The sequence below is a fragment of the Leifsonia sp. A12D58 genome, assembly GCF_047530025.1.
Lineage (GTDB): Bacteria > Actinomycetota > Actinomycetes > Actinomycetales > Microbacteriaceae > Cryobacterium.
In genome coordinates this window covers 40,424-53,521 of sequence record NZ_JBLJAT010000001.1, presented here as the reverse complement: position 1 = coordinate 53,521, position 13,098 = coordinate 40,424, and the positions used below count along the sequence as shown (strand labels likewise).

Below are 13,098 nucleotides of genomic sequence, written 5' to 3'. Positions count from 1 at the left end.
ATCCTTTTTATCTAAGAGTCGAGAAGTCTGGGGACCGGCGCTACTGAGCGACCTGGCTGAGGGTGTACGGCTTGGGCTGCTGCGCCGCGTGGGGGTGCTCCGGGCCTTCGTAGACCTTGAGCTTGCTCAGCTGCGCACGGCCGAGGGAGTTCTTCGGCAGCATGCCGCGAATCGCCTTCTCAACTGCACGGGTCGGGTGCTTCTCGAGCAGCTCCGAGTACGTCGTGGCCGTCAGTCCACCCGGGTAACCGGAGTGGCGGTATGCCTTCTTCTGGTCAAGCTTCGAGCCGGTGAGGGCAATCTTCTCAGCGTTGATGATGATGACGAAGTCTCCCATGTCCATGTGGGGGGAGAACGTCGCCTTGTGCTTGCCACGAAGGAGGACGGCTGCGTGGCTGGCAAGACGGCCCAGAACGATGTCTGTTGCGTCGATGACAACCCAGTCGTGCTGGACTTCGCTTGCCTTGGGGGTATAGGTACGCGTCACTGTAGTGCTGCTTTCTTTGTCGAACGGAGGTGTTCGTGAATCCCGCTCCGGGCGTGTTCTTGAATAAGAACACAAACGATGGAGGGCTCACGTTCGTGTGTCGCGCTGCAACACGCAGACACCAAGGGTCTATGTTACTGGTATTTGACCCGTCTGCGCAATCCGCTCGGCGCTATGAGGGGTGACGACGATAGGCCCCGACGGCTATTCCTCGGGCAGTTCGCGTCTGGCACGCGTCTCAACCGCACGGATCGCCATCTCGGCGTCTTCTGGATAGCCGACCTGGGTGAGCGTCAAGCCCTGTGCCGGCATCACCTTGAACTCGCTGGTGCGGGCCTTGTCAATCCGAAGGTCGGCGAGGCGCCTGCCGTCGAGCTTGCCCTCCCCCACCGACACCGTTGCGCCCACGAGCGAGCGCACCATGCTGTGACAGAATGCATCGGCCCGAAGCGACGCGACGAGGACGCCGTCGGGATCGCGACGCCAGGTGAAGTCCTGCAGCAAGCGAATAGTCGTCGCACCGGGGCGCGCCTTGCAGTACGAGGCGAAGTCGTGAAGTCCGACGAGGGCGGCGGCCGCGGCATCCATGGCGTCAAGGTCAAGGCGCACCGGATGCCAGGTTGTGCGCATTCGCTGCAGCGGATCGCGCAAAGCCCCCGTATCGGCGATGCGGTATTCATATCGCCGCCACATGGCTGAGAACCGAGCATCAAAGCCGGTGGGCGCGATCGTGGCGTCTTTGATGACGATGTCCGAGTGACCGTTCAGCGCGCCAGACAGCCGCTTCTGGAACAGCGCAGGAAGCTGAAGTGGGTGCTTGTGCTTGCCCACGCCGCGCTTCTGCCTCATGAGGGAATCAATGTGCCCGTCGGTGAGGTCGAGATGCACGACCTGCCCGAGTGCATGCACGCCGGCATCGGTCCTGCCGGCCACGACCAGGGTCGGAGTCGGGGGATGCTTACGGAAGATTGTGGCCAGGCCCTCTTCGATGGCTCCCTCGACGGTACGGAAACCGGGCTGCTTGGCCCAGCCGTTGAACAGGGTGCCGTCGTAGGCGATATCCAGGCGCATCCGAGTCAGCCCGACTACGTCTGTGACCTCTGGTTCGATAGAGGGGTCTGAGGGGGCTGGAAACGTCACTCCGGTAGTTTATGGGCCGCATTCGATGGATCCGAATCCCGCGCGTTGCGGGCATCCGTCCATACAGCGCGCGTCCAGCAACGCCGTCCTCAGGGGTGGGTTATCGTTGATGCCGGGCTCAGCCCACTCTTGCCATGAAACGTCACCATCCCCCTCTGCCCCGCCCCCTGGCCACGCCTCTCGATAGCGACCGACCGCGCTTGAACGGACCCCGGCTTCCGCACAGGCTGGCCGGACTCGACGGCCTGCGGGCCCTCGCCGTGTCGAGCGTCCTGCTCTACCATTTCTTCCCGGATACGCTGCCGGGTGGGTTCATCGGCGTCGATGTCTTCTTCGTCATCAGCGGGTTCCTGATTACCTGGTTACTACTCGCCGAACGGAACCGAACCGGGTCAATCTCCCTCGCTGGCTTCTGGCAGCGGCGGCTGCGGCGGCTCGTGCCGCCGCTGATTCCTCTCATCTTGGTGGGTGCGTGCGCCGCATTAATCGTCGGCGGAGACGTGCTGGTTGGCCTCGGCCGACAACTCCTCGGCGCATTCACCTTCAGCTACAACTGGGTTTCGATCTCGCAGAGCGCGAGCTATTTCAGTGCCGACCAACCTGAGCTGTTCCGCAACCTCTGGTCGCTCGCCGTCGAGGAGCAGTTCTACCTCGTCTGGCCATTGCTGATCGCCGTGCTGTTCCTGATTCGCCGACCCACGCTCCGTGTTGCCCTCGTGGTGCTGCTTGCCGCCGTCTCTGCCACGTGGATGGGTATCCTGTTCACGCCGGGCAGCGATGCGACCAGGGTGTATTTCGGTTCTGACACCCACAGTTTCGGGCTGGCTCTGGGCGCGGCGCTCGCACTGCTGCTGCGCGGCCCGCTCGCAGCCACCGGAGCGCCGTCTCGTATCAGCCGCATTAGACCGCTGCTTGGTCTGGCTGCCCTGGCGGGACTAGTCGCGCTGGCCATCACACTGACGTCCGATGGATCGTTCACCTATCGCGGCGGCCTGGTCCTGGTGAGCGTGCTCACCACAACCGCCATCTGGGCTGGAGTGAGTGGCGACCGCTTCGGTCGGCTTCTCGACGTCCAGCCGTTGCGGGCGATCGGCATCCGCTCGTACGGAATCTATCTCTGGCACTGGCCAGTGCTGGTGCTACTCCAGGCCGCCTGGCCCGTGTCCTCCGTAGCCGCCATTGAACAAGCGATTCCGATTGGGCTGCTCGCTCTTGTTATCACGCTGGCCGCCGCCGAAGCGTCATATCGCTGGGTGGAACAGCCCATCCGTCGGCTCGGCTTCCGGGGTGGCATCCGCAAGGCCATCTCGCTCGTGCGAGGATCGCGCGTGCAGCGCCAAGTGGTGGTTGCCTGCTGCGTCACCGCCGTACTGCTGTGCGCAGGCACTGTGGCTGCACTGGTCTCTGCACCACAGGTCGCCTCCTCAGAAGCAGTCATCGAACGCGGTCAGCAGGCACTGGATGAAGCAGCTGCCGCTGCGGCACAGGCCGATGCTGCCGGGGCAGCTGCGGCGGCACCCGGCACCGATCCTGCAGCCCCTAACGCAGCGACACCGCCGCCTGAGCCCACCCCACCTTCGCCCGGTGAGCGGATGAGCGCAGTTGGCGACTCTGTCATGCTCGCGTCTGCGCCTGAACTCCAGGAGGAGTTCCCCGGCATCGCCATTGACGCTGCGGTATCGCGTGGAATGGGTGCTGCACCGGAGATTCTGGCCGCCCTGGCCGAGGCCGGGCAGCTGCGCCCCGTCGTCGTCCTCGGCCTCGGCACCAATGGACCGATCGAGGACAAAGACCTGGAACGAGTCCGCACCATCATCGGACCCGACAGGCAGCTCATCGTGGTCAATGCGTTTGCCGAGCGCAACTGGACCCCTGGGGTGAACCAGACACTGGCCGAGTTCGCGGCGCGCTCCAGCCTGATCGAGCTCGCCGACTGGTCAACCGCTATTGCCCCGCACACCGACGTGCTGGCAGACGACAACATCCACCCGGGTCCGACCGGTGGTCATATCTATGCTGATTGTGTCTCCTCAGCCCTGCAACGCCTCACCGAGCTTCCGCCGGCCCAGCAGCCAGGCCCCAACCGCCTGATCCGTGGTCTGAAGTAGGAACAGGCGCTAGGCGCGCACCTCCGGGTACGCAAAAAGGGGCCCGACCGAAGTCGGACCCCTTTATGTCAGCGAGAGCTGTGAACTACTTGGTTTCCTCAGCTGCTGCATCTTCTGCAACAACCTCAGCCTCGGGTGCGTCTGCAACCTCAGCCTCGGGAGCTTCCTCGACGACCTCAGCGGCAGCGGGCTTCTCAGCAGCTGCAGCCTTGTTCTTCTTGGGCTTCGGGGTAACGGGCTCGAGAACGAGCTCGATCTGAACCATCGAAGCGTTGTCGCCCTTACGGAAACCGAGCTTGGTGATACGGGTGTAGCCACCCTCACGCTCAGCGACCAACGGTGCGATCTCGGTGAAGAGCTCGTGCACGACGGACTTGTCACCAATGGTGGCAAGTACACGACGACGCGCGTGCAGGTCGCCCTGCTTCGCGAACGTGATCAGTCGCTCAGCGACCGGACGCAGGCGCTTGGCCTTGGTCTCGGTCGTCTTGATCGACTTGTGCGTGAACAGGGCAGCTGCCAGGTTGGCAAGCATGAGGCGCTCGTGCGCCGGTCCACCGCCGAGGCGGGGTCCCTTTGTGGGTGTAGGCATTTAGTTTTTCTCCAGTATCAAAAAATCACAAGGCAGTCGGAAGCGACAAGCCTTAGACGGTCTCTTCGTCGTAACCGCTGTAGAAGTGAGCGCCATCGAATCCAGGAACAGAGTCCTTCAGCGACAGACCCAGCTCGACGAGCTTGTCCTTGACTTCATCCACTGACTTCTGACCGAAGTTGCGGATGTTCATGAGCTGAGTCTCCGAAAGGGCGACCAGTTCACTGACGTTGTTGATTCCCTCGCGCTTGAGGCAGTTGTACGAGCGGACGGACAGGTCGAGGTCCTCAATCGGAATCGACAGTTCGTTCGACAGCACAGCGTCAACCGGCGCCGGGCCGATCTCAATGCCTTCAGCAGCCGTGTTCAGCTCGCGAGCCAGACCGAACAGCTCGGTCAGCGTGCGACCAGCGGATGCGATGGCGTCGCGAGGCGAGATAGCCGACTTGGTCTCAACGTCAACGACGAGGCGATCGAAGTCAGTGCGCTCACCGGCACGAGTTGCCTCGACACGGTAGGTCACCTTGAGTACGGGCGAGTAGATCGAGTCGACCGGAATCTGGCCGGCTTCTGCGTACTCTGCACGGTTCTGGGTCGCGGAAACGTATCCACGTCCACGCTCAATGGTCAGTTCAAGTTCGAACTTGGCCTTGTCGTTGAGGGTTGCGATAACCAGCTCAGGGTTGTGGATTTCGACACCGGCCGGAGCCGAGATGTCTGCAGCCGTAACCTGGCCGGCACCCTGCTTGCGCAGGTACGCGGTGATGGGCTCATCGTGCTCGCTGGAGACGACGAGGCCCTTGATGTTCAGGATGATCTCGGTGACATCTTCCTTCACACCGGGAACGGTGCTGAACTCGTGCAACACACCATCGATACGGATGCTGGTGACAGCAGCGCCGGGGATCGAGGAAAGCAGCGTGCGGCGAAGCGAGTTACCGAGGGTGTATCCGAAACCAGGTTCCAGCGGCTCGATGACGAACCGTGAACGGAACTCCGAAATGTTCTCTTCGGTGAGCGTTGGACGCTGTGCAATAAGCACTATTGATTCCTTTCGGCCAAGTGTCCGCTATATGACACTTCTGTAGCGAGGTTTTAAATTGTTGTCAGATCCGCACCATCCGGTCCGAAGACCAGATCGTGCGGATCGTCGTGCTGAACGGGCAGGCCCCTACGGGGCCCACCCGATCAACGAAAGGAATGACTTAAACGCGGCGACGCTTCGGCGGGCGGCAACCGTTGTGCGCCTGCGGGGTGACGTCGTTGATCGAACCGACCTCGAGGCCAGCGGCCTGGAGTGAACGGATCGCGGTTTCGCGACCTGAACCCGGTCCCTTGACGAAGACGTCAACCTTCTTCATGCCGTGCTCCTGGGCCTGGCGAGCTGCAGACTCTGCAGCAAGCTGAGCGGCGAACGGGGTTGACTTACGTGAACCCTTGAAGCCGACTCCACCTGAGGACGCCCAGCTGATTACTGCACCAGTGGTGTCAGTGATCGAGACGATGGTGTTGTTGAACGTTGACTTGATGTGAGCCTGGCCCACAGCAACGTTCTTCTTTTCTTTCTTACGCGGCTTCCGTACGGCCGACTTTGGTGCTGCCATGATTTCTCCTGAATCCTAAAGGCGAGACGGGCTAGGCGAGGCCTAGCGCGCCTTCTTCTTGCCGGCTACGGTGCGCTTCGGGCCCTTACGGGTACGAGCGTTGGTCTTGGTGCGCTGTCCGCGGACGGGCAGGCCCTTGCGGTGGCGAATACCCTCGTAGCTACCGATCTCGACCTTGCGGCGGATGTCAGCGGCAACCTCACGGCGGAGGTCACCCTCAACCTTGAAGGTTCCTTCGATGTAATCGCGGAGTGCGACGAGCTGCTCGTCGGTCAGATCCTTTACGCGAATGTTTCCATCGATTTCGGTGTCGGCGAGGGTTTTGAGTGCCCTCGTGCGGCCAACACCATAGATGTAAGTCAGTGCAACTTCCACGCGCTTTTCGCGAGGAATGTCAACGCCGGCTAGACGTGCCATTGTGGCTTCTCCTGTTAGTGAGTGGAGGTCTGTAACAACTCCTGTGCATCGGCCTCCAACCGATGGTGTCTCCCCGAAGGAATCCCGGAATTGCTATTTCTGTATTCAGTTATATAAAGCAGAACTCAAATCAGCCTCGATCAGAGATCGAGGCTGAAGAGACTAGCCCTGACGCTGCTTGTGACGCGGGTTCTCGCAGATGACCATCACGTTGCCGTTGCGGCGGATGACCTTGCACTTGTCACAAATCTTCTTGACGCTGGGGTTGACCTTCATGGTAATTCCTTGTGTTCGCTGTCTTCGTACCCGCAGGATGCCGCAGGCCGTTACTTACAGCAGCCGTTACTTGTAGCGGTAAACAATCCGGCCGCGGGTCAGGTCGTATGGGCTCAGCTCTACGATCACGCGGTCCTCAGGAAGGATGCGGATGTAGTGCTGGCGCATCTTGCCCGAAATGTGGGCAAGGACTTTGTGGCCGTTGGTCAGCTCAACACGAAACATCGCGTTGGGGAGAGCTTCGACTACTGCGCCCTCGATTTCGATGACACCGTCTTTTTTGGCCATTTACTCACTGTCGCTCAAGTTGTTGGATGCTGGTCTTGCGTGGATTTCGGTGACGAACGTCCCTTAAAGAAGGGATGCCAGACACCAAGGGTCTATCGTATGCGATGTTTTGCTGTTTCGCAATCCGCCCCTATAATCACACGCCGCGCTCCCAGCTTCAGCTACTCAAGCTCGATAAATGGATTGTCTTGATTGGACGCTACGACAAGCACAACCTCAGGGAAGAGTGGATGCTCATCTTCGAGCCCGCAGACTTCTTCGACGAACCCCTCGGCAGACAACCGGTCAAGGAGGCGACGCATCTCAACACTCTGTTCGTCGCTGGCCACGTCGAATCTAAGGAGCGCCCCGATCGCTTCGAGCAGCGCGGTCGGCCTGGTTCCTGACTCGGCGATCTCGGCAGCCGGCTTGATGAACCGCTCGTTCCTGCCGAGCTTGCGCAGTGGTTCGCGACCGACCCGATCGACATTGTCGCTCAGCGCCTGGTTGGTGAATCGCGAAATGATCTTCTCCCGATACGCCTGCTGCTCTGCAGGGTCGAGGCCGTGTTTGGCCACCAGCAGGGCTGACGTCTCCGCAAGTACGCGCCGCAGCGCCTCGGCGACCTCTGGCAGAGCGATCGCATCCGAGATCTTGTAAGCGCCGGCCATGTGGCCGAAGTACGCGATGGTGGCGTGGCCCGTGTCTACCGTGAACAGCTTGCGTTCGATGTACGGTTGCAGGTCATCGACGAACGTTGCACCCGGAATGATCGGCGGGTGTCCGTCGAACGCGGTCTGCTCGATGACCCATTCGTAGAACGCCTCGACGGTGACGTCGATCCCAGCGTCTTCAGTTTGAGCCGGCACGATCCGGTCAACTGCGGTGTTTGCGAATGCCGCTTTGGCGGCGACTCCCGGCCATGCGTCGATGTCGACATCCGCTCGCACGTGACTGGCCAGGTGCTCGGTGGCATTGGTGTCGTTCTCGCAGGCCATGACAGCGAGCGGCGGCAGCGAGGCATCCCGTCGTTCAAGACCGGCAGCGATGGCTGGTGCCACGAAGCGGAGCGCGTTCGCGCCCACGGCGGTTGTCACCACGTCGGCCGTCGCGATCTCGTCGATCAGGAGTTGCTGCTGGGTGTCGCTGTTGATCGCCCTGATGTTGTCGACCGTGTGCGGCTCTGCGTCTCCACCGGCCTCATGCACCTGATAGCGCCCCCTGCTCGCTAGCTCGTCGATCAGCCCGGAGTCGACATCGGCGAACACGACCTCGTATCCGGCGTCATGCAACAGAAGACCGATGAAGCCGCGTCCGATGTTCCCGGCGCCGAAGTGGATGGCCTTCATTGTGCGCTCACCTGCGATGCAGCGTGCACCGCAGCTCTCGCCTCGGCCGCATCGTCGGCATCCAGTGCGATCCTGGCAAAGGCTTGAGCCTCCACCAGAGAATATTTAGCCAGCTCCGCACGCACGTCAGCGAGAGCCGAGGCCGACATCGAGAGGGTTGTGACGCCCAACCCGACGAGGACCACTGCCAGTTGTGGATCGGCGGCTGCTTCGCCGCAGACACCGACGGGCTTTGCGAGGGTGGCGCCTGCTGCGCCCACCTCCCCAACGAGTCGAAGTACCGCAGGATGCCAGGGATCCTGAAATGCCGCTACCGTGCCGAGCATCCTGTCGGCAGCCAGTGTGTACTGGGTGAGGTCGTTGGTGCCGATCGACGCAAAGTCGGCGTGCACGAGAACCCGGTCAGCCATTAGGGCCAGCGACGGTACCTCCACCATCACGCCGGCGGTTTTCAGCCCGAGTTCATGGGCAAGTCCCACGAAATACCTGGTTTCTTCAACCGTCGAGACCATAGGGGCCATGACCCAGACGTCGGCATCTGTTTCAGCATCGGCCCGCGCAAGGGCAGTGAGCTGGTCGCGCAGGATGCTCTCGGTCACGCGCAGAGCGCGCAGTCCCCGAAGACCCAAAGCCGGGTTCTCTTCGTCCGCATCGTTCAGGAACGCCAGCGGTTTGTCAGCGCCTGCATCGAGAGCGCGAACAACGACCTTCTTGCCAGGGAAATGTTGCAGCATTCGCACGTATTGCTCTTGTTGTTCTTCAACGCTCGGCGCAGCTGCGGCGCCAAGGAACAGGAACTCAGTGCGGAACAGGCCCACACCTTCGGCACCGAGCTCAACCGCATGGGCAGCGCCGTCTGCCGAACCCAGATTCGCCAACAGCGGCACTGGTGTACCGTCCGAGAGCGCACCTGGCAGTGCCGGCGCGTTGATTCGTGCAGCTCTGGCCGCGATCCGCGCCTGGGCGTCCGCAATTTCTGCACCTGATGGACCACTGACAACGACGCCGTTCTCGGCGTCCAGGATCACGGTGTCCCCGTCGGTGAGATCAACGGCACCCTGCACCCCAACGAGGGCGACAATTGACTTCTCCCTGGCCAGGATCGCTGTGTGCGAGGTCGGGCCTCCGTCGACGGTGACGAGACCGAGGACTGCGCCGAGGTCGAGCAGTGCCGTATCAGCTGGGGCGAGATCCCTGGCCACAAGGACAAACGGATATCCAGGGTCCGGCACGCCAGGCGCCGGCAGGCCAGACAGCTCGGCGACAACGCGCTGCGAGACGTCATCGAGGTCGGCGGCGCGCTCGGCCATGTAACCGCCCATGCCGACGAGGAGTTCCCGATAGGTGGCAAACGCCTCGAACACCGCCCGTTCCCCGGTCTTGCCGCTCGCCAGCCGGGCAGTGATGTCATCGACCAGCGAAGGATCCTCTGCCATCATCGCCTGGGCTTCCAACACATCCTGGGCGCTGCCTCCGGCGCGCGCGCCACGGCTATTCAGATCAGCAGCGACCACAGACAGGGCACGTTTGGTACGCTCCATCTCTTCGTGCTGCGACCGGGTGCTCGGCTGGTCAGCAGGTTCGGGCAGCGGATCTGACATCCGCACTACAGGGCCAACAGCGACGCCCTGGCCAATTCCAATTCCACGCAGTTCCATCACAGCTCCTCATTAGCATTCGTGTGAGAGCTGGACGTTTCGGTTCGAGCTGGGGTGATCCGTCGTGATCGGTGAGCAGAAGTCTCAGGTATTCAGCCTGCTGGGGCGATCGTGACGGATGCCCTGATGCGGAAGAGACCTGGCTATGGCGGCTCGCGGGTCTGCGTGCAACCCGTGTGGTGGCCTGATTCGAACTGTGTATTCAGCCATAGCCCGACATTCCGTTCCGGACGTCCATCTGGGATTCACCCTAGCGATGAATGCTGACATGGCATACGGGGAGCTGCAGGTCAGGCGATGGGGACGGGCTTGATTCCGAAGGGTGCAAGACCGGCAGCGCCACCATCTTCAGCCGTCAGAACCCAGATGCCATCCTTGTGCACTGCAACGCTGTGCTCCCAGTGCGCGGCGGCAGCGCCGTCGTCAGTGGCGACGGTCCAGTCGTCGTCACGCGTGTGAGTGTCGATGCTGCCGAGCACCACCATCGGCTCAATGGCGACCACGAGACCAGGCTTCACATCTGGCCCCTTCTGGCGCACTCGATAGTTGAACACCGGCGGGTCTTCGTGCATTGAACGTCCGATGCCGTGACCGACATAGTCGGTGAGAATCCCGTACGTTCCGCGATCCTCGACGTACTCCTCGATCGCGTGTCCGACCTCGTTGAGGTGACGAGCGGTTGCGAGACGGGCGATCCCGGCCCAGAGCGAGCCCTCAGTGACATCCGAAAGCTTCTGGCGTTCAGCCACCAGTTCCGGACGCGACGGGTCAGGGACCACCATCGTGAATGCTGCGTCACCATTCCAGCCATCGATGATCGCACCGCTGTCGATGGAGACGATGTCGCCAGGTACAAGCACGCGATCTGTCGGGATGCCGTGGACGACATCCTCGTTGACCGAGGCGCAGACAGTGTGACGGTAGCCGGGTTCCAACTTGAAGTTCGAGCTGCCGCCGAGGGCAATGATCGCAGCCTCAGCGGCAGCATCGATCTCCAGAAGAGTTGCTCCCGCGCGAATCACACTGCGGGCGGCCTGCAGCGATGCCGCTGTGGCCAGACCGGGCGCAATCATGAGGCGCATCTGCGCCGGCGACTTATAGATCGATCGACGGAGACTCATGATCGTACTTTTCCTTGCAGGTTGATTATTGGCCGAGAAGCCTAGGAGACCGAAATGTCTTCGGCTTCACCGATGCCGCGTGCGGCAAGAGCTGAACTGATTCGACCGGCGATCTCTTCGATTTCGCCAAGACCGTCGACCTCGATGAGCAGGCCCTGCTCGCGGTACACGTCGATGAGGGGTTCGGTCTCACGGATGTAGACCTCCTGGCGGTGCCTGATGGCCTCTTCCGAATCATCGACACGGCCTTGTTCGAGTGCACGCTTGGTGAGGCGACCGACGATCTCATCCTGGTCGGCGACGAGCCGCACAACGGCTTCGAGCGGCCGGCCCTGTTCAGCGAGCAGCTCGTTGAGGAAGGTCACCTGGTCGAGCGTGCGCGGGTAGCCGTCAAGCAGAAAACCATGCTTGGCATCGTCCCGCTCGAGACGGTCCGCAACGATCTGGTTGGTGAGCGAGTCGGGGACGTAGTCCCCCGAGTCGACGATCGCCTTGATCTGCAGGCCGAGAGGCGTCTCGTTCTTGATGTTGTAACGGAAGATGTCTCCAGTGGAGATGTCGGGGATACCGAACTTCTCTCCGATGAACTTTGCCTGCGTTCCTTTGCCGGCCCCTGGAGGGCCGACGATCAGGAGACGTGCTCCCCGTGCTTTGTTTCGTTCGGTGGTGTCGCTCATCGCAGCAACCCTTCATAGTGACGCTGTTGTAGCTGCGCGTCGATCTGCTTCACCGTCTCGAGACCGACACCGACGATGATCAGAATGCTGGCGCCACCGAACGGGAAGTTCTGGTCTGCCCCGATCAACGAGAACGCGATCAACGGCAGCAGGGCGATGATACCGAGGTAGAGGGCACCGGGAAGGGTGATGCGGGTCAACACGTAGTCGAGGTACTCGGCGGTCGGACGCCCGGCACGGATGCCGGGGATGAAGCCGCCGTACTTCTTCATGTTGTCTGCGACCTCTTCAGGGTTGAAGGTGATCGCAACGTAGAAGTAGGTGAATCCGACGATCAGCAGGAAGTACATCAGCATGTACAGCGGGTGATCGCCCTTGGTGAGGTAGTTGGTGATCCAGACAACCCAGCCTGCAGCTTCCTCGCCGGCGGCCGGCTGGTTGAACTGCGCAATGAGTGCGGGGAGGTACAGCAACGATGAGGCAAAGATGACCGGGATAACACCGGCCATGTTGACCTTGATCGGGATGTAGGTGTTGTTGCCACCGTACGTGCGCCTGCCGACCATCCGTTTGGCGTACTGAACCGGAATGCGTCTCTGCGACTGCTCAACGAACACCACAGCGAAGATGACAAGGATACCGATGGCGATGGTGATCGCCAGGGTGTCCCAGCCCTTCTGCGCGGCGATTGCGCCGAGGGAGTTCGGGAACTGTGCCGCGATGGACGTGAAGATGAGGAGTGACATGCCATTGCCGATACCGCGCTCGGTGATGAGCTCACCCATCCACATGATGACACCGGTGCCAGCGGTCATGGTGATGACCATGAGCATGATGGCGTACCAGGCGTCATTGGTGATGAGCTGCGAGCACTCGGGGCTTGCTGACGTGCCGAACAGCGCACCGCTGCGTGCCACTGTGATCAGCGTTGTCGACTGCAACACCGCGAGGGCGATGGTCAGGTAACGCGTGTACTGCGTGAGCGTGCTCTGGCCGCTCTGACCCTCTTTGTACAGGGTCTCGAAGTGTGGGATGACCACACGGAGCAACTGGACGATGATCGATGCCGTGATGTACGGCATGATGCCCAGTGCGAAGACTGAAAGCTGGAGCAGGGCGCCACCGCTGAACAGGTTCACCAGCTCGTAGAGGCCGCTGGCGTTCTGGTTCGCTGCAAGACAAGCCTGCACGTTACCGAAGTCCACGAACGGACTTGGGATGAACGAACCCAGGCGGAACAGGGCAATAATGCCCAGGCTAAAACCGATCTTCTTGCGAAGATCAGGAGTGCGGAAGATCCGCGCTATGGCGCTAAACAACAAAGGCCTCCAGTTAATTGCGTTGGTCGAGCTTGTCGAGGATCCACCATCGAATGACTCGATAGGTGGCCTCGACAAGCTCG

14 protein-coding genes are annotated in these 13,098 nt (G+C 61.4%); 1 reads left to right on the top strand and 13 read right to left on the bottom strand.

Going from position 1 to position 13,098, the window contains the following annotated elements; genetic code table 11:
• Positions 1–40 precede the first annotated feature (40 nt).
• Both rplM and truA read right to left on the bottom strand, forming a co-directional pair.
• Complete coding sequence (rplM, locus tag ACMT3I_RS00290; protein WP_414802447.1) at positions 41–487, bottom strand: 50S ribosomal protein L13; 447 nt, start codon at positions 485–487, stop codon at positions 41–43.
• Between the two features lie 204 nt (positions 488–691).
• Entirely contained in the window at positions 692–1,558 is an 867-nt protein-coding gene (gene truA, locus ACMT3I_RS00285) for a tRNA pseudouridine(38-40) synthase TruA (protein WP_414803494.1), read from the bottom strand.
• A gap of 203 nt (positions 1,559–1,761) precedes the next feature.
• Here truA and ACMT3I_RS00280 point away from each other — a divergent pair, with 203 nt between their 5' ends.
• Positions 1,762–3,735 (top strand): acyltransferase family protein, encoded by a 1,974-nt coding sequence (locus ACMT3I_RS00280; RefSeq protein ID WP_414802446.1) that lies wholly within the window; start codon positions 1,762–1,764, stop codon positions 3,733–3,735.
• An 85-nt stretch (positions 3,736–3,820) separates the two neighbouring features.
• Here the strand turns inward: ACMT3I_RS00280 and rplQ are convergent, their stop codons facing one another.
• From rplQ to secY, 11 genes are all read right to left on the bottom strand, one after another.
• On the bottom strand, positions 3,821–4,327 hold the full coding sequence (gene rplQ / locus ACMT3I_RS00275; RefSeq protein ID WP_414802445.1) for a 50S ribosomal protein L17: 507 nt from the start codon (positions 4,325–4,327) through the stop codon (positions 3,821–3,823).
• Between the two features lie 52 nt (positions 4,328–4,379).
• Positions 4,380–5,369: a DNA-directed RNA polymerase subunit alpha gene (locus ACMT3I_RS00270; protein ID WP_414802444.1), complete on the bottom strand. Its 990-nt coding sequence runs from the start codon at positions 5,367–5,369 to the stop codon at positions 4,380–4,382.
• A gap of 163 nt (positions 5,370–5,532) precedes the next feature.
• Positions 5,533–5,931 (bottom strand): 30S ribosomal protein S11, encoded by a 399-nt coding sequence (rpsK, locus tag ACMT3I_RS00265; RefSeq protein WP_022883249.1) that lies wholly within the window; start codon positions 5,929–5,931, stop codon positions 5,533–5,535.
• 42 nt (positions 5,932–5,973) lie between these two features.
• Complete coding sequence (gene rpsM, locus ACMT3I_RS00260) at positions 5,974–6,348, bottom strand: 30S ribosomal protein S13 (protein WP_414802443.1); 375 nt, start codon at positions 6,346–6,348, stop codon at positions 5,974–5,976.
• A gap of 162 nt (positions 6,349–6,510) precedes the next feature.
• Positions 6,511–6,624, bottom strand: a complete 114-nt coding sequence (gene rpmJ, locus ACMT3I_RS00255; protein ID WP_022883251.1) for a 50S ribosomal protein L36 — start codon at positions 6,622–6,624, stop codon at positions 6,511–6,513.
• Between the two features lie 66 nt (positions 6,625–6,690).
• Positions 6,691–6,912 carry a translation initiation factor IF-1 gene (gene infA / locus ACMT3I_RS00250; RefSeq protein ID WP_022883252.1) on the bottom strand — a complete coding sequence of 74 codons (222 nt, stop codon included), beginning with the start codon at positions 6,910–6,912 and terminating at the stop codon, positions 6,691–6,693.
• A 161-nt stretch (positions 6,913–7,073) separates the two neighbouring features.
• On the bottom strand, positions 7,074–8,240 hold the full coding sequence (locus ACMT3I_RS00245; protein ID WP_414802442.1) for a mannitol-1-phosphate 5-dehydrogenase: 1,167 nt from the start codon (positions 8,238–8,240) through the stop codon (positions 7,074–7,076).
• Complete coding sequence (gene ptsP, locus ACMT3I_RS00240; RefSeq protein ID WP_414802441.1) at positions 8,237–9,898, bottom strand: phosphoenolpyruvate--protein phosphotransferase; 1,662 nt, start codon at positions 9,896–9,898, stop codon at positions 8,237–8,239. Before ptsP ends, ACMT3I_RS00245 begins: the two co-directional genes overlap by 4 nt.
• A 290-nt stretch (positions 9,899–10,188) precedes the next feature.
• Positions 10,189–11,019 (bottom strand): type I methionyl aminopeptidase, encoded by an 831-nt coding sequence (gene map, locus ACMT3I_RS00235; RefSeq protein WP_414802440.1) that lies wholly within the window; start codon positions 11,017–11,019, stop codon positions 10,189–10,191.
• A gap of 41 nt (positions 11,020–11,060) precedes the next feature.
• Positions 11,061–11,696, bottom strand: coding sequence for an adenylate kinase (locus ACMT3I_RS00230; protein WP_414802439.1), 636 nt, complete (start codon positions 11,694–11,696; stop codon positions 11,061–11,063).
• Positions 11,693–13,015 carry a preprotein translocase subunit SecY gene (gene secY / locus ACMT3I_RS00225; protein ID WP_414802438.1) on the bottom strand — a complete coding sequence of 441 codons (1,323 nt, stop codon included), beginning with the start codon at positions 13,013–13,015 and terminating at the stop codon, positions 11,693–11,695. The genes ACMT3I_RS00230 and secY overlap by 4 nt, the downstream gene beginning before the upstream one ends.
• Positions 13,016–13,098 lie beyond the last annotated feature (83 nt).

Bases quoted from the DNA above. Each gene is read 5' to 3' on its own strand.
- truA (WP_414803494.1), bottom strand. From the start codon at position 1,558: ATGCGCCTGGATATCGCCTACGACGGCACCCTGTTCAACGGCTGGGCC.
- ACMT3I_RS00280 (WP_414802446.1), top strand. From the start codon at position 1,762: ATGAAACGTCACCATCCCCCTCTGCCCCGCCCCCTGGCCACGCCTCTC.
- rplQ (WP_414802445.1), bottom strand. From the start codon at position 4,327: ATGCCTACACCCACAAAGGGACCCCGCCTCGGCGGTGGACCGGCGCAC.
- rpsK (WP_022883249.1), bottom strand. From the start codon at position 5,931: ATGGCAGCACCAAAGTCGGCCGTACGGAAGCCGCGTAAGAAAGAAAAG.
- rpsM (WP_414802443.1), bottom strand. From the start codon at position 6,348: ATGGCACGTCTAGCCGGCGTTGACATTCCTCGCGAAAAGCGCGTGGAA.
- rpmJ (WP_022883251.1), bottom strand. From the start codon at position 6,624: ATGAAGGTCAACCCCAGCGTCAAGAAGATTTGTGACAAGTGCAAGGTC.
- infA (WP_022883252.1), bottom strand. From the start codon at position 6,912: ATGGCCAAAAAAGACGGTGTCATCGAAATCGAGGGCGCAGTAGTCGAA.
- ACMT3I_RS00245 (WP_414802442.1), bottom strand. From the start codon at position 8,240: ATGAAGGCCATCCACTTCGGCGCCGGGAACATCGGACGCGGCTTCATC.
- ptsP (WP_414802441.1), bottom strand. From the start codon at position 9,898: ATGGAACTGCGTGGAATTGGAATTGGCCAGGGCGTCGCTGTTGGCCCT.
- map (WP_414802440.1), bottom strand. From the start codon at position 11,019: ATGAGTCTCCGTCGATCGATCTATAAGTCGCCGGCGCAGATGCGCCTC.
- ACMT3I_RS00230 (WP_414802439.1), bottom strand. From the start codon at position 11,696: ATGAGCGACACCACCGAACGAAACAAAGCACGGGGAGCACGTCTCCTG.